Genomic DNA, 15,521 nt, shown 5'->3' with positions numbered 1-15,521 from the left:
CCGGGAAAGATCACTGCCGTGGAAATGGCGCCAACTCCTGGTTCAGGCCGAGGCGGGCGATTTCCTCCCTCAGCTCTTGGATGTCGGGCAACGCCTCGATCCGTTTCAGAGCTTCGGCGCGCGACAGCGATCCCCGCCGGACCTGTTCCGCCAACTCGCCCACATAGGGATGGAAGCCGTAACGCTGGTGGTGAGCCAGTATCCCCAGGTCGTTCAGTCGGCAATTACTGGAATGCAGTCCGGTATCGACGGGGCGCCGCCATCCCAAAGGCTCGATATCGGCCAGCAGCCGTTCCTCGGAATAGGAAGAGACCAGCAACGGATTGGCGATCATCACGCTTGCCGCCCCAGGAAACCGTTCGACGTGGGCGCGGGCGCCATCACCAAGCCGGTCAGCCAGTCGGTCCTGGAGCGAACGGGCGCCGGCATCCAGCGCGGCCAGGGGAACCGTCAATATGGCCGAATTGCGGGGAACCTGGCCAGCGACATAGCCGCCGGCGACGATCGGCGCCTGATGGTGGACAGCGGTCGAGACCACATGATTGTTGATCAGCCCGATGCAGGAATTGCAGATATCGCTGGCCCGGGTGGCGGCGGCCGGCACATGGAGGCCACCTCGCAGGCTTTCCTGGTAAACTTGCCGTAAGAAACCGAATGCAGGCCGGACGAGTATATGGTCCACCTCCAGGGCATCGGTCACCGCGCGGATATTGGTCAAGGCCTGGTCCACGACGAAGCCGTTATCGATAGTCACCGCCAAACAGCGCAGCTTCCAGCGCCTGACCAGCAGGTACAAAAGCCAACTGGAATCCTTTCCGCCGCTATACGCCACGACCGCGTCATAGCGGGCGGACTTGCCGCGGACCTGGTCGAACGCTGCCTCGAGGCGCGCCAAGGCGGTGGCTTCGGTATCCGGGGCTGCGCGATCGAAGTCGCGGCACAGGGAACAGACACCGTCGGCATGCATGGTGAGGCCGGGAAAGGTGTCGGGAAGCACGCACCGAACGCAGCGCCGGGGCGCGGCCCGCCCTTCAGCCATGGGAGATCGCCCCGCCTTTTTCAGCGACCATCCGCACCATGCCGTCGATCGATGCCAGCCTGGGCGAGGTCAGGTCCGAATCGGTCAGGCGGATCGAGAAGGTCCGTTCAAGAAACCCCACCAACTCCACCAAGCCGTAGGAATCGACGAAGCCAGCCTCAAAAAGATTGGACCGGTCGTCCAGACGCTCCTGTCGCAGGTCGAAGAGGAACGTGGCCTGTAGGTACTCGACGATCACGTCTCTGGCCGCATTCGACAAGATCGAACCTCCCCTTATCCGTGAATTCCTGCCCCCAGGGCGTCCCGAGAGGACCGAACGTTAGCAGATTCCGAAAGCGCTGTCCCGATCTGTCGCCACGGCTCGCCCCTTGTCCGGGCAACAAATTCCGTCTATCGTCCGCCCCCTACGGGAGCAGGTTGCATAGTTCCGGATCCCAGGGCAATGCTCTTCAATTCCTTCGAGTTCATCTTCTTTTTCCTGCCGATTCTGGTCGGTGCCGTCTGGTTGTCCCACCACCTGGCCCCCGCTGCGGCAGCAATCACCATGCTGGCCGGGTCCCTGGCGTTCTACGCCTATTGGGATCCAACGGCATTGTTTTTGCTGTTGGTCTCGATCATCGCCAACTTCGCCCTCGGCCGCCGCATCCACGCCAGCGGATCGCTGGGCCTCCTGTGGGGCGGCATCGCCGTCAATTTGGGCTGGCTAGCCTATTTCAAGTATCGCTACTTCCTGGCCGGAGCGTTCGTCGATGTCGATCCTGCTGTCCGCGCCAGCCTGGTCATCCCGCTGGGGGTCTCGTTCTACACGCTGCATCAGATCAGCTTCCTCGTGGATTGCCGCCGCCAGCGCTTCCGCCGGCCCGACAGCCTGACCGACTACGCGCTTTACGTCAGTTTCTTCCCCCAGCTGATCGCCGGCCCGATCGTCCGCTATTCCGAGGTCGCGCCCCAATTCCACCAGTGCGGCGCTTTTGCCTTGCGTTGGCGCGACGTGGCCATCGCCTTGTCCATGTTCGCGATCGGATTGTTCAAGAAAGAGATATTTGCCGACACCTTCGGCACCCTGGCCACCCCGACGTTCAACCAGGCGGCGGCCGGCCAGCCGATCGGGTTGGTCGAGGGCTGGCTGGCGGCGGTGTTCTACACCTTGCAGATCTATTTCGATTTTTCAGCCTACTCGGACATGGCCATTGGCCTGGCCCGACTGTTCGGCATACGACTGCCCCTGAACTTCAATTCACCGCTGCGATCGACCAGCATGATCGAGTTCTGGCGCCGCTGGCACATCACCCTGTCCCGCTTCTTACGCGACTATGTATTCATGCCGCTGATGTTCGCCCTGGGCGGTCAGCGCGGCGGAACCATCCGCCGCCATCTGGTGATGTCGGCGTCTCTATTCGTGCTGATGCTTCTGTGTGGCATCTGGCATGGGGCGGATTGGACATTCGTATTGTGGGGAGCGATCCACGGCGTTCTGCTGGTCGCCAATCACTTGGCTCGAGCCTGGCTCGGACCGCCCGGCCGCCGGCCGCCGGTAGCGTTGAGCGCTGCCAAATGGCTGGGAACCTTCATACTCATCACCACCACCTTGGTGTTGTTCCGCTCGGACAGCCTTGGCCAGGCCGGCGCAATGCTCCAGGCTATGTTCGGCATGGACGGCCGGCTATCCCTTGCCGCCGACCTCCAGACCGTTCTCGCGGCGAAGTCCAAACTGGCATGGCTGGCCGCCGGCATGGTCACCGCACTGGCCCTGCCCAATGTCCCGTCCTTGATGCGGCGTTACCGGCCGGTGGTCGATTTCCATCGCGAGGCCTATGACCGGTGGTCCCTGCTACCGGATTGGCGGCCGACGGTGGCGTGGGCGGTAGCCGCCTCGATCCTGTTCCTGGCCGGCATCGCCACGTTTGGCGATACATCGCAGTTCATTTACTGGCAATTCTGATGCAGGACTTGCGATCCACCCTCCTGGCTCAGTGGCCGATCCGGTTCGGGCGGCGGCGCATTGCCGCCCGGCCGGCGCATCGCCCCTTCCGACGCTTCGGTCTGGCATTCCTGACGCTGGCGATGGGGGTGACCATTATCGGCGCGACCATGAATACCATCTTCATGTGGCGCCTGAACGAATTTTGGTCTCTGGACCAGTTGATCGCCAGCCAGGCGAAGGGCGCGCCAATCCTGTATAACGGCCTGACCATCGAGAAAGAAAATAACAGCAGCTTCAAACGTCACGTACTGGCAATGGCCGCTCCTGAAGTGATCGCCATCGGATCATCACGATCGTTTCCGGTTCGTGACTATATGTTCAGGACAAAGTTCTACAATTTCGGGGGCAGATTTGGGCGCTCCACCAATTTCCCTCTTGCAGACCTAGACATTAAGAAGCAGGAAATATTGGCGCAGCCCAGCATCCGCGTCGTTTTGTTGTTCCTGGACTATTTCTGGTTCATGACCGACGTCCCCATCGGCCAGGCGGCCACCCCGGTCACCACCGTCCGTCATGCGCCCAAAAACCGAGGAATCGCACTGGCGGGAGACGGATTACTGGCTCATTGGCTGCGCGCGGTCGCCTTGCCCCGCGCCTTGATCCGCGATGGTGTCCTGACTTGGACCCAATATTTCGATGTCATTCGCGGTCGGTATCCGACCCGGCGGGGTCCAATCGAGGCGGTGGGGTATTCCGCCGTTCTCAACGGCAGCGGCATTGCCCAGGATGGGTCGTATTACTATCTCTGGCTGAAGGCGATCGACGACAAGGCCGAAACCACCTGTTCGTATCTGGGCGACTTCCCAGCCAAGCAGCGGCTGCCCCATGGAGCCTATCGTCCGGATCAGAAACTCGACCCGGCCAAGGTCGCCGCATTCAAGGCGTTCGTCGATTCGCTGGCGACGGCCTCCGTTCATGTGGTGCCGATCCTGCCGCCGCTGCCGCCCTCGATGATCGATCGGATGACCGGGGATCCGTCCTACGCCTTTGTTGACCAATGGCGCACGGCCATGCATGCCACCTTCCCGTCGGTGTTCGACTTCCACGACATCCGCTCTCTGGGCGCGACCGAGTGCGAGTTCATGGATGACGTCCATGGACAAGACGTTGCCTACATGCGGATGTTTCGCGCGATGGCGGAGCGCGAGCCCGACCTCGCCCGGCTGTTCGACCAGCCCCTCATGGACCAGTTGATCGGGACCTTCGCTGGGCGCCGATTGGTGACCAGCCACGGACTCGGCCAAGCGGTGAGATAGGGGGAGGAATACAACATGTGCGGCATCGCGGGGATCGTCGATTGGCGAAAGGAGCCGGACCGGGAAACCGTCGCGGCGATGGTGGCAACCATGCCCCATCGCGGCCCGGATCACTGCGCCGTGGTCGGTTTCGGCCATGCGGTGCTCGGCCATCTGCGCTTGGCCATTATCGACCTGGACGCCGCCAGCAACCAACCGATGAGCCGCCAGGCGCTGGGACTGTCCATCGTCTTCAACGGCGAAATCTATAACTTCCCAGACCTTCGTCGCGAGTTGGAGGGCGAGGGAGCACGTTTTTCCACCCACGGCGATACCGAGGTGTTGCTGCACGCCTATGCCCGCTGGGGCACCGATTGCTTCCGGCGGCTCAACGGCATGTTCGCCCTGGCCATCTGGGACCAGACTCAACGCCGGCTCGTCCTGGCCCGCGACCGGCTGGGCAAAAAACCACTGTTTCTCAAACGCCTGCCCGGCGGCATCGCCTTCGCGTCGGAACTCAAGGCGCTGCGGCGGCACCCGGCGTTGGCCGGAGCCCAGATCCGTCCGGCGGCCTTGTCCCAGTTCCTTGCCCATGGGTATGTGCTGGGCGACCAATGTATCCTGGACGGCGTCGAGAAACTGCCGCCGGCCCATTTCGCGGTGCTGGAGCCGGGGAAGGAACTGGAAGTTCACCGATATTGGGACTTGGCGGCACGTTTCCGCGAGAAGCGGACATTCTCGGACGAAAAAAGCGCCGCAGAGGAATTGCGCGCGCTGATCGATGACGCCGTCCGCATCCGCTTGGTCGGCAACGTGCCTTTGGGCGCCTTCCTGTCGGGCGGCATCGATTCGGCGACTATCGTCGCCGCCATGGCGCACTTGCATCCAGCTGACCGGACCAAGACATTCTCGATCGGGTTTCGCGAAAGGGGATTCAGCGAAGTGCCGCAGGCCGAGGAGGTGGCGCGCATCCTTGGCGTCGATCACGCATCGCGCATCGTCGATGCCGACATGGGGGCTGCCCTTCCTTTCCTGGCCCGCATGGCCGACGAACCCTTCGCCGACACGTCGATCCTGCCCACCTATCATCTGGCCCGTTTCGCCCGCGAACAGGTGACCGTGGCCCTGTCGGGTGACGGTGGGGACGAACTGTTCGCCGGGTACGAGACCTATGTGGCCACCGCCTTGCATCGACGCTTGTCGCGCTTCGTGCCGCCCGCCGCCGCCCGCCGCTTGGCCGCCGCCGCCCATGCCCTGGTGCCGACCTGCTTCGGCAAGGTCAGCCTGGACTACAAGCTCAAGCAATTCCTGGGCGGACTGGCCCTGCCTTTGGAACGCGCCCACGCTTCCTGGCGAGAGATCCTCTCGGCCGACGAGCGCCATAACCTGCTGCGCGGAGACCGGGGGCAGGCGGTGACCATCCACGATCCTTTCGCCCGCTTCAACGCCCTCTTTGCCGAGGTCGCAGGCTGCCACTGGCTGGACCGGGCCAGCTATGTGGACATCAACACCTTCCTGGTGGACGACGTCTTGGTCAAGGTCGATCGGGCGACCATGGCCTGCTCCCTTGAGGCACGGGCGCCCCTGCTCGACTATCGGATCGTCGAACTGGCAGCCGCGCTCCCCCCTGAGTGGAAGCTAAACGGTTTTTCGAAGAAGTACCTCTTGCGCCAGTCTCAGCGAGCGCGCTTGCCCCAATCCGTCCTCGCCCGGCGCAAGCGGGGGTTCAACGCGCCGCTGGCCCATTGGCTGACCGGCGGACTGCGCGACTTGGCTTATGAAGCGACCACCTCGTCCGCCATGCTGGACTGGTTCGAGCGCGACGCCGTCGAGCGGCTGTGGCACGATCACCGGACACGGCGGCGGGACAACAGTTATCGCCTGGGAGTCCTGGCCATGCTGGGCTTCTGGATGGAGGAGAGCCGGTGATGCATCGACGCCTGTCCACCCTGCCCGCCGCCTTGACCAAGGGCGTCGCCTATCTGGTCTTCCTAGCGGTGGTCGTCGCCGGCGGCTTGACCCTGACCGAGGCGGCGTTCCGCTGGATCGGGCCCAAACCGGCCCGCGACGCGATCCTGGATCGCATGTTCTTCCGTTACTCGCCCTATGTGGAACAGGTCCAACCGCCCAACTCGGCCCATCACGCCGGCAGGTCCGATTATTGGATTCCCAAGAAGCCGCAGCCCGAGTGCGAGGGGCCCGATCGTTTGTTGGTGAACTACAACGACAAGGGCTATCGCGGCGACAGCTTCACCACCCTAGGACCCAAGACCGCCGATGAGATACGCGTGGTGATAACCGGCGGCTCGGCAGCCCAGAGCTGGGGGATCGGCCCCCGCTGCACCCTTGACGCCCGCATCCAAGCCATTCTGGAAAAGCGCTTTCCCGACCGGACCATCCGCATCGTCAATTTGGCAGGCGCCGCCTGGAAATCGTTTCAGGAGTTGATCGCCCTGGAATTGCACGGGCTACACATGGCCCCCGACCTGGTGGTGGTTTTGGATGGTTTCAACGACATCCAGCACGGCTTCGACATGCCGCCCAACCAGGCCTATCTGGCCGGCGCCATCGAATTCGCCTTCGAACGTTACCACAATGGCGCTTTGCGCAATCTGTCGGACCTGTCCCAGCAATTGTCCGTGGTCGATTACGCGGCGGCCCGGCTCCGCCCGCTGTCGGCAGGCGTGAGCGCCCCGCCGCGCAAGGCGTCGGACCTTCCCGACAAGGCCAAATCGGCAGCACCCGGTCAAATGAGCACCCGACTGAACGCGCTGCCCATCGACCGGGCGGCCATCGCTGGCCGCACCGATTTCGACCCCTATAACCGGGAGGTCGTGAATACCTACCTGCGCAACGTCGCCATGATGAAGTCGGTGATCCTGGGTGCCGGGAGCCGGCTTCTGGTGGTCTTGCAGCCAACCCTTTACCTGAAACATCCGATGTCCGCCGAAGAGACCGACATGATCTGGACCCACTTCCACCACACGGTCAATTTCGTCGTCCAGGGCTATTCGCGTGCATGGGATGGTCTGACCCGGCTCGAGGACCGGCGCGCCGGCTTCGACGTCATGAACGCAGACAGTGTGTTCCAGGGAGTGGACTGGACCGCATTCACCGACTACGTCCATCCAACGCCCCAGGGCAACCTGCTTCTGGGCGACCGAATCGGCGAACGGGTCGCCGACATCCTGACCCGATGACAGCCGTCATGTCCGGACTTCATCTGCTGATCACCGGCGCATCCGGCTATATCGGACAACACCTCCTCCGGCACGCCTTGTGCCAGGGCCACCGTGTCACGGTCCTGTCGCGCCGTCGCCCCTGTGAACCCTGTCGTTGGTTCGCATGGTCGCTGACCGATCCGGTACCGGCCCTGGCCTTGCAGGCCGACCGCGACCTTGGACCGATCGACGCGGTCCTCCATCTGTCGCACCAATGGGAAAGCGAACTGCCCGAGGACCAGGACGAGAACCTGACCGGATTCCGCTCATTGCTGGCCGCCAGCCGGGCGGCTGGCGTCGGCCGCTTCATCCTGGCCTCCAGCGTCTCGGCCCAGGCCGGCGCGCTCAACCGTTATGGCCGGATCAAGTGGCGCCTGACCCAAGAACTGACCGGCCCGGGGGAATTGGCCGCCCGCATCGGCCTGGTCTATGGCGGTCCGCCGTTGGGGCAGTGGGGCACGATGCGGACCCTGGCCGGCAAGCTGCCGATCCTGCCGATGGTCGGAACTGACAAGGGTGTGCAGCCCATCCACCTGGATGAGGTGTGTGACGGCCTGCTGCGCATGGCCGCCCTTCCCCGTCCGAGCCGGCCGGTGTTCGGCTTGGCCGATCCGGCCCCCATCGCTTTCGGGGCGTGGCTCAAACTGCTGGCCCGCACGGTTCATGGCAGAGGATTGACCATTGTGCCCCTGCCCTTGCCGCTGGTCCTGCTGGCCGTGCGGATCGTCAACCGCCTGCCCATCCCAGTGTCCATTGCCGAGGAACGGGTCATGGGTCTGGCCGGCCTGCCGGAAATCGACAGTGCCGATGACCTGGCCGAACTGGGCTTATCCCTGCGTCCTGCCGCCCAGGTCCTCGCCGAAGCGGGCCGGCGACGGCGACTGGTGACGGAAGCCGCCGCCGCCTTGGCCTCGGTAACGGGGCGCCGGCCACGCAAGGAGCAAATCGCCGCCTATGTGCGCGGCATCGAGCGCCATGGCGACGGGCAGCCGCTCATGCTTCCGCCTTTGGCTGCCCGCTGTCCGGCGCTGTTGCGGCTGATCGAGCCGCCCACCGGGGCGCTGACACCCGACGGATGGCGCGGCCGCCTGCACATGGCGCTGACCATCGCCGAGGCGGGTCTGGGCACCCATCCACCAGGCCGCCTTGCCGCCATCGCACGGCTGGTCGGGACCGGCGCCGCCGAGGCCCTGATGCTGCCCTTTCGTTGGCTGGCAGGGCGGAATCGATGAGTTCGGACCTGCCCATCCTCGTGGTTGGCACCGGGCCGGCGTCGGTATCCGCCGCTTTTCCTTTGGTCCAGGCCGGGTTGAGAGTCTGGATGATCGAAGCGGGCGAGGCCGCGCTGCCCACGCCGGCCGCCGACCGGCCGACCCTGACAGAGCTGCGAACAGGCCGGCCAGGGTCAGTGGCTCACCTGGTCGGGCACGACCTGGGCGGCCTGCGCGACATGTCAGGCTATTCGCCCAAACTACGAACCGCCGCGTCGCCCGCCTTCGTTGATCACTATGCCCGGGCAAACCGCCTGTCGGTGTCGAACTTCGAGCTGGTGGGAACCCTGACGCCGGGTGGACTTAGCAACATCTGGGGAGCAGCCTGCAGCGCGTACGACGCCGACGACCTGAGCGGCACCGGCTTGTCCCCCGACGACTTGGCCCCGTCCTATCGTGCGGTGGCCGAACGAATAGGCCTGAGCGGCTGCCTTGACGACGAGATGTCCGTCATCCATGGAACCGCCCTGCCCTTGCAGCCGGCCTTGCCACTGGGGCCGACCGCGACCCAATTGCTCGACACTCACTTGCGAACCGCCCCTTGCTCCGATTTCCGCCTCGGCCGCTCGCGCAACGCCGTGCTGAGCCAAGGCCTAGGTGAGCGCCAGCCGTGCGCGCTTGACATGACCTGCCTGTGGGGTTGCCCACGCCGCGCCATCTATTCGGCAGCCTACGACCTAGCCGAGTTGGAGCGCCACCCCAACCTCATCTTGTCACGCAAGGTGGTGGTCGATGTCATCTCCGCCGGTCCGGCCGGAGGACTGACCGTTGCCGGGCACCATGCTGATGGAACGCCGTTTCTGGCGCAGGCTGACCGAGTCCTGGTGGGGGCCGGAGCCGTCGCATCGACCCGGATGGCCCTGGAGGCGGCAGGTCGTTTCGACCAGCCGGTGCCGATGGGGTCCGCGCCGGCGGCGGCCTTCGCCTTGCTGCTGCCGTCACGAATCGGGCAGAGCGCACCCCAGAACGGCTTCGGCTTGGCGCAGATGAGCTTCCGTCTTGCCCTCAGCTCGCAGCCCCACGATTACGCCCTGGGCCTGCTTTACGACGCGACAACCCTGTCGATCGCCGATCTCGCCGCCCAAACGCCTTTGTCGCGCGCCGGCGCCGTCAGCGCCATCAGCACCCTGGCACCGGCAATGATGGTCGGCCTTGTCTACCTCCCAGGCGAATACGCGTCGTCCACCGCCACCTTGCTGCGGACCGGCGGAGGACAGTGCCGGATGGATCTGACCGGCGCGGTGACAGCCGAATACGGACCGACCATGCGCAGGCTGGCACGCACTCTTCGATCTCTTTTCGCGCAACGTGGCGCATGGCTGCTGCCCGGATCCTTCCGCCCATATCAGCCGGGCGCCGAGGTCCATTACGGTGCCAGTCTGCCCATGGGTACCGTGACCGGAAGGCTGGGCGAAATGCCGGGTGTTCCCGGCCTGCACCTGATCGACGGCGCCGTCTTGCCGCGCATTCCAGCCAAACACCACACCTTCACCGTCATGGCCAATGCCGATCGCATCGGTCGCGGCCTGGCCAAAACACTCCTCGACGCTTGACGAGTCCAAGTCCGACCGATCAAGGTGCAAATCTCTTCGCAGCCACGGATCGATGATGTCGCGAATCCTGCTTATTAATCCCTCGTACGCACCCAGTTACGGTGGCGCCAAGGCCTCGATCGTCAACCCGATCCACCCGACGCTCGGCCTTGCGACCGTTGCTGCCGTAGCGAGGAACGCCGGCCATGATGTCGCCATCTGGGACATGTCCTGGCGGCCTTACGACTTCGCCAAGGTCCGTGAGCAGATCATCGCCCACAGGGCGGACGTGGTGGGCATCACCGCCACCACCGCGCTGATGAACCAGTTGCGCGACCTTTCGGTCCTGATCAAGGACATCGATCCGGCCATCCGCGTGGTTGCCGGCGGCGCCCATCCTTCGGCCATGCCGTTCGAGACCCTGATGGAAACCCGCTGCGACGCGGTCTTCGTCGGCGAGGCAGACCTGACCTTCACCGAATATTGCGACGGGCGCCCCCTGGAATCGATCACGGGGCTGTGCTACCGCGATGGTGACCAAGTCCGTACCAACGCCCCGCGCCTGCCGATCGCCAACCTGGACGACCTGCCCATTCCAGCCTGGGACCTGTATCCGATCGCCGACTACCGGCAGATGTCACGGCTGATGGCCCGCCGGCCGCCGGTCACCATGGCCGAGTTCTCGCGGGGCTGCGTGTTCACCTGCGATTTCTGCGCCTCCAAGGTCACCATGGCCAAGGGCTACCGCAAGAAGTCACCGGAACGGTGCGCCGCCGAGGTGAAGCGGATGTATGAGTTGGGCTACCGTGAATTCATGCTGGCCGACGATATCTTCACCTCCGACCAGAAATGGGCCCGAGCCGTCTGCGAGGCGATTATCGCGACCGGAATCGATATGGCGTGGACCTGCACCAACGGCATTCGCGTCGAAAGCGCCGACGAAGAACTGTTCCGCATCATGCGCCGGGCCGGCTGCTATCGGGTGTCCTTCGGATTCGAATCGGGTAACGACGACGTGCTGCGCCAATTCGGCAAAGGTGGCCGGGCGTCGATCGAGCAGGGCAAGGCGGCCGTCCAGATGGCCCGCCGCGCCGGGATCGACACCAATGGATTCTTTCTGCTGGGTCTGTCGCCCGACACCGAAGAAACCATGCGTGACACCATCGAGTTCGCCAGCAAGATCCCGGTCGATATGATGAAGTTCGGGCTGTCCATCGCCTTTCCCGGAACGCCGATGTTCAACAGCTATGTCGCAGACGGACTGGTCAAGTCCTATGACTGGGACGAGTATTTCATCTATACGGACAAACCGCTTTTCTCGCACCGGCACCTGACGCTGGACGTCATTCAGAAATATATGGATCTTGCCTACAAGAAATGCATTCTATACAATCCAGGGTTTATTGCGCGCCGACTCCTGCGCGGCATCAGGACCGGCGAATTCTTTTGGGATATGTATTACGCTATCAAGTTTTTCTTCATGCCGGCCATCGGCAAGTCGGTGACATCTGTGTATTACGCCCGCGACCGCTGGCCAAGGTGGGATTTCCATAACAACCCGCCCAAACCGGCCCAATACCAGACGGTTCACAAGGTCCCGACGACCGCAGCGAAGCCCCCGGCGACCGAGGAGATGACTCGATGATCAGCGTGGTCATTCCGGCCTACAACGAAGAGGACGCCATCTCCGAGACCGTGGCGACACTTCGCGGCACATTGACCGAGTCCGGCTTCCCCGATTGCGAGATCATCGTCGTCGATGATGGTTCCACCGACCAGACCGGCCCCATCGCCACGGCGGCCGGAGCCCGGGTTCTCCGAAACCTAGAGAATCTCGGCTACGGCCAATCACTCAAGGTGGGCATCGCGGCGGCCAAGAACGACACCGTGGTCATCAGTGATGCCGACGGCACCTATCCCATTGATCGCATTCCCGACCTGATCCGCCGTTACCAAGAGGGCTGGGACATGGTGGTCGGCGCCCGCACCGGCGACCATTACCGGGAAAGCGCCGTCAAGGCGCCGTTGCGCCGCATGCTTCAGGCCCTGGTCGAGTTCACCGCCGGCCGCGCCATCCCCGACCCCAATTCTGGACTAAGGGTGTTCTCGCGCTCGGCAATCATGCCGTTCTTCCCGCACCTGTCCGACCGCTTCAGCTTCACCACGTCCAGCACGCTGGCCTATATGCTGATGAAGCGCACGGTACTGTACATCCCCATCGACTATCACAAGCGGATCGGCACCACCAAGGTCCGGCTGTTTCGGGATTCCTTGCGGACAATCCAGTACATCGTGTCCGCCATCGTCTATTACAACCCTCTGAAGCTTTTCCTGTTGGTCTCGGGCTTGTGCGCCGCCGTGGGGCTGTCCTGCCTGGGCGCCCTGCTACTCGGGGGCGGCAACGCGGCCTTGTGGGGCGGCATCACCGCACTGGCGGTTGCGGTGATCGTCTTCGCCTTGGGTCTGCTTGCCGAACAAATCCACCAGGTCTCGCTGCGAGAATGACGCCGCTCCGCCTGTGCACGATAGTCGGAGCCCGGCCGCAACTGGTCAAGGCGGCGGCGGTGTCGGCGGCGTTCGCCGACTGGAACCTCACCGGCGGACGCCCCATAGACGAGCGTATCGTCCACACCGGCCAACATTACGACGATTCCATGAGCGGGGTGTTCTTTCGGCAGCTGGGCATCCCCGAACCGGCCGTCAACCTGAACATTAATGGATCCAGCCTGTCGGCGATGACCGCCGCCATGCTCGCCGCCTTGGCCGACGAATTCGCCCGCTGGCGCCCCGACGTGGTCCTGCTGTACGGCGATACCACATCGACCCTGGCGGCGACCATTGCCGCCGAGCAGGCGCGCCTGCCTATCGCCCATGTTGAAGCGGGACCGCGCATGGGCAACCGCGATCACCCTGAGGAATTCAACCGAATCGTCGCCGATCACGCCGCTGCCTGGCTGTTCTGCCCATCAGAGGCGGCGGCCGCCAATCTGCGCCTCGAGGCGGTCACCGGCGAGATCGTGGTCAGCGGCGACGTCATGCTCGACGCCGTCCGCCGCTTCCGCCCGCTGGCGCCACCCTTTCCGGTGCCGGCCGGATTCGTGCTGGCCACCCTGCACCGACCACAGAACGCTGACGACCCCGCCCGACTGGCGGCGCTGATCTCTGGCCTGGGCGGTTTGGGACGGCCGGTGCTATTGCCATGCCACCCGCGCACGCGCAAGGCCCTGAGCAACCTGGCCGCCCCCGTCCCCGTCAACGTCACGGTGTGCGATCCTTTGGATTATCTCAGCCTTCTAGGCGCCCTCGACCAGTGCGCCTTTGTGGTAACCGACTCAGGCGGGCTTCCGAAGGAAGCCTTCTTCTTCGGACGCCGTAGCCTGACGGTCTCGACGGAATCGCCGTGGCCGGAACTTCTGACCCTGGACGCCACCAGGGTTGTCGCAGCCGACCCAGATGCGTTGGCCGCGGCCGCCGCTTGGGCAGAGCGGCGACTGGACAAGGCTCTGCCGCGACCTTTCGGCGATGGTCATGCCGGCAGGACCATCGCCCACCGTCTGGCCGCGATCGCCTGATCGATTGCCTTCGTGTATTAAATTACCTAGGTTGGCGTGATTGTGATCTGGATAAGAGTGTTACCGTGAACTCTAGAGCCATCGGCCATCCTCGCCTTGCCGTCATTGGCTGCGGTTATTGGGGCAAGAACCTTGTCCGGAACTTCGCCGCACTGGGCGCGCTGGAAGCGGTCTCGGACCGTGACGGAGCGCTGGCCGCGCGTATTGCCGCGCAATATCATGTCCGCCCCCTGACCGTTCCGGAAATCCTGGCGGAACCCGGTATCGGCGCCGTCGTCATCGCCACTCCGGCCGAGACCCACGCCACCTTGGTGCGCGAGACGCTGGAAGCAGGCAAGCACGTTTTCGTCGAGAAACCATTGGCCCTGTCGGTCACCGATGCCGAAGCGTTGGTGACGCTGGCAGAACGCGCTGGCTGCGTCCTGATGGTCGGACATCTGATGCAGTATCATCCCGCCTTCCTGGCCCTTAAGACGCTGTGCGTCGAAAACGGGCGTCTCGGCCGGCTGCAATACATCTATTCCAACCGCTTGAATTTGGGAAAGATCCGAACCGAGGAAAACACCCTGTGGAGCTTCGCTCCCCATGACATATCCATGATCCTGTCGCTGTTTCCCGGCGAGTTGGAGCAGGTGACGACGGTCGGCCATTCCTATCTTCACCGCACCATCGCCGACGTCACCACCACCCACCTGACCTTTAAGTCCGGCCAGGCTGCCCACATCTTCGTGTCGTGGCTGAACCCCTTCAAGGAACAGCGCCTGGTAGTGGTCGGCGACCAGGGCATGGCGGTGTTCGAGGACACCCGTCCCTGGCCGGAAAAACTGAAGCTGTTCCCGCACAAGGTCGAATGGCACAACGGCGTCCCCGAGGCCTCAAAGGCGGAAAGCATCGACATCCCCGTGGAACCCGGCGAGCCGCTGACCCTGGAATGTACCCATTTCCTGGACTGCGCAGCGACCGGAGCCCGGCCGCGGACCGATGGTGCCGAGGGTCTTCGCGTGCTGCGCGTCCTTGATGCCTCGCAACGGGCCATGGAAGCCGGCAAACCGGTTAGAATGGCGCCCCCCCCCGCCCCGGCGTCCTTCTATGCGCATGAAACGGCAATCATCGACGAGCCGGCTGAAATCGGCCCCGGGTCTCGAATCTGGCACTTCTCGCACGTTCTCAAGAATAGCCAGATCGGCAGCGGGTGCAATATCGGCCAGAATGTGGTCATCGGCCCCGACGTCACCATCGGCGACCATTGCAAGATCCAGAACAACGTCAGCGTCTATCCCGGCGTGACGTTGGAAGACGGTGTTTTTTGCGGTCCGTCGATGGTCTTTACCAACGTCCACAATCCGCGCGCCGAGATCGAGCGTAAGCACGAATACCGCCCGACCCTGGTCAAGCGCGGCGCGACCATCGGCGCCAACGCCACCATCGTCTGCGGTCACACCTTGGGACGGTACTGCTTTGTCGGGGCCGGGGCCGTGGTCACCCGCGACGTGCCCGACCACACCATCGTCGCCGGCAATCCGGCCAGGCCCATCGGCCATGTCTGCGCCTGCGGCGTCAAACTGCCGACCCCGTCGCCGGAGGGATTTGCTTGTCCCGCCTGCGGATCGACCTACCGGCTGGACGGCGACACGGTCACCTTGGTCGAAATGCAAGGGTCCTGAGCC

The 15,521-nt window shown here is 63.9% G+C and carries 12 protein-coding genes; 10 read left to right on the top strand and 2 right to left on the bottom strand.

What is annotated here, in order from left to right; all coding sequences use genetic code 11:
- Positions 1–10: 10 nt before the first annotated feature.
- Positions 11–1,039 carry an adenine nucleotide alpha hydrolase family protein gene (locus A6A05_RS05190; RefSeq protein ID WP_156520915.1) on the bottom strand — a complete coding sequence of 343 codons (1,029 nt, stop codon included), beginning with the start codon at positions 1,037–1,039 and terminating at the stop codon, positions 11–13.
- The gene (locus A6A05_RS05185; RefSeq protein WP_216635752.1) at positions 1,032–1,298 is read right to left on the bottom strand and encodes an acyl carrier protein; all 267 of its coding nucleotides are present in this window, start codon (positions 1,296–1,298) and stop codon (positions 1,032–1,034) included. The genes A6A05_RS05190 and A6A05_RS05185 overlap by 8 nt, the downstream gene beginning before the upstream one ends.
- Positions 1,299–1,481: 183 nt before the next feature.
- On the opposite strand from A6A05_RS05185, the gene A6A05_RS05180 reads away from it, so the two are divergent.
- The 10 genes from A6A05_RS05180 to A6A05_RS22075 all read left to right on the top strand — a co-directional run bounded on the left by A6A05_RS05180 (position 1,482) and on the right by A6A05_RS22075 (position 15,518).
- Complete coding sequence (locus tag A6A05_RS05180; protein ID WP_068498146.1) at positions 1,482–2,981, top strand: MBOAT family O-acyltransferase; 1,500 nt, start codon at positions 1,482–1,484, stop codon at positions 2,979–2,981.
- Complete coding sequence (locus tag A6A05_RS05175; RefSeq protein WP_068498144.1) at positions 2,981–4,279, top strand: hypothetical protein; 1,299 nt, start codon at positions 2,981–2,983, stop codon at positions 4,277–4,279. Before A6A05_RS05180 ends, A6A05_RS05175 begins: the two co-directional genes overlap by 1 nt.
- Positions 4,280–4,294: 15 nt before the next feature.
- Complete coding sequence (gene asnB, locus A6A05_RS05170; RefSeq protein ID WP_068498142.1) at positions 4,295–6,187, top strand: asparagine synthase (glutamine-hydrolyzing); 1,893 nt, start codon at positions 4,295–4,297, stop codon at positions 6,185–6,187.
- Positions 6,187–7,458, top strand: a complete 1,272-nt coding sequence (locus A6A05_RS21235) for an SGNH/GDSL hydrolase family protein (protein WP_068498140.1) — start codon at positions 6,187–6,189, stop codon at positions 7,456–7,458. Before asnB ends, A6A05_RS21235 begins: the two co-directional genes overlap by 1 nt.
- A gap of 8 nt (positions 7,459–7,466) precedes the next feature.
- Entirely contained in the window at positions 7,467–8,711 is a 1,245-nt protein-coding gene (locus A6A05_RS05160; protein ID WP_068498138.1) for an NAD-dependent epimerase/dehydratase family protein, read from the top strand.
- Positions 8,708–10,303, top strand: a complete 1,596-nt coding sequence (locus tag A6A05_RS05155; protein WP_068498136.1) for a GMC family oxidoreductase — start codon at positions 8,708–8,710, stop codon at positions 10,301–10,303. Before A6A05_RS05160 ends, A6A05_RS05155 begins: the two co-directional genes overlap by 4 nt.
- A gap of 55 nt (positions 10,304–10,358) precedes the next feature.
- Positions 10,359–11,927 (top strand): B12-binding domain-containing radical SAM protein, encoded by a 1,569-nt coding sequence (locus A6A05_RS05150; RefSeq protein WP_216635751.1) that lies wholly within the window; start codon positions 10,359–10,361, stop codon positions 11,925–11,927.
- Positions 11,924–12,787 (top strand): glycosyltransferase family 2 protein, encoded by an 864-nt coding sequence (locus A6A05_RS05145; RefSeq protein WP_068498131.1) that lies wholly within the window; start codon positions 11,924–11,926, stop codon positions 12,785–12,787. Before A6A05_RS05150 ends, A6A05_RS05145 begins: the two co-directional genes overlap by 4 nt.
- The gene (locus A6A05_RS05140) at positions 12,784–13,854 is read left to right on the top strand and encodes a UDP-N-acetyl glucosamine 2-epimerase (RefSeq protein WP_068498129.1); all 1,071 of its coding nucleotides are present in this window, start codon (positions 12,784–12,786) and stop codon (positions 13,852–13,854) included. The genes A6A05_RS05145 and A6A05_RS05140 overlap by 4 nt, the downstream gene beginning before the upstream one ends.
- Positions 13,855–13,919: 65 nt before the next feature.
- On the top strand, positions 13,920–15,518 hold the full coding sequence (locus A6A05_RS22075) for a Gfo/Idh/MocA family oxidoreductase (protein ID WP_216635750.1): 1,599 nt from the start codon (positions 13,920–13,922) through the stop codon (positions 15,516–15,518).
- Positions 15,519–15,521: the final 3 nt, after the last annotated feature.

The sequence above is a fragment of the Magnetospirillum moscoviense genome, from assembly GCF_001650635.1.
Taxonomy (GTDB): Bacteria; Pseudomonadota; Alphaproteobacteria; order Rhodospirillales; family Magnetospirillaceae; genus Magnetospirillum; species Magnetospirillum moscoviense.
Note: the sequence above shows the minus strand (reverse complement) of the source record. Positions and strands in the feature narration are given on the sequence as shown.

What these genes read in the sequence shown, in the direction of transcription:
- A6A05_RS05140 (WP_068498129.1), top strand. Translation starts at nt 12,784, where the DNA reads ATGACGCCGCTCCGCCTGTGCACGATAGTCGGAGCCCGGCCGCAACTG.
- A6A05_RS05150 (WP_216635751.1), top strand. Translation starts at nt 10,359, where the DNA reads ATGTCGCGAATCCTGCTTATTAATCCCTCGTACGCACCCAGTTACGGT.
- A6A05_RS21235 (WP_068498140.1), top strand. Translation starts at nt 6,187, where the DNA reads ATGCATCGACGCCTGTCCACCCTGCCCGCCGCCTTGACCAAGGGCGTC.
- A6A05_RS05190 (WP_156520915.1), bottom strand. Translation starts at nt 1,039, where the DNA reads ATGGCTGAAGGGCGGGCCGCGCCCCGGCGCTGCGTTCGGTGCGTGCTT.
- A6A05_RS05180 (WP_068498146.1), top strand. Translation starts at nt 1,482, where the DNA reads ATGCTCTTCAATTCCTTCGAGTTCATCTTCTTTTTCCTGCCGATTCTG.
- A6A05_RS05160 (WP_068498138.1), top strand. Translation starts at nt 7,467, where the DNA reads ATGTCCGGACTTCATCTGCTGATCACCGGCGCATCCGGCTATATCGGA.
- A6A05_RS05145 (WP_068498131.1), top strand. Translation starts at nt 11,924, where the DNA reads ATGATCAGCGTGGTCATTCCGGCCTACAACGAAGAGGACGCCATCTCC.
- asnB (WP_068498142.1), top strand. Translation starts at nt 4,295, where the DNA reads ATGTGCGGCATCGCGGGGATCGTCGATTGGCGAAAGGAGCCGGACCGG.
- A6A05_RS05175 (WP_068498144.1), top strand. Translation starts at nt 2,981, where the DNA reads ATGCAGGACTTGCGATCCACCCTCCTGGCTCAGTGGCCGATCCGGTTC.
- A6A05_RS05155 (WP_068498136.1), top strand. Translation starts at nt 8,708, where the DNA reads ATGAGTTCGGACCTGCCCATCCTCGTGGTTGGCACCGGGCCGGCGTCG.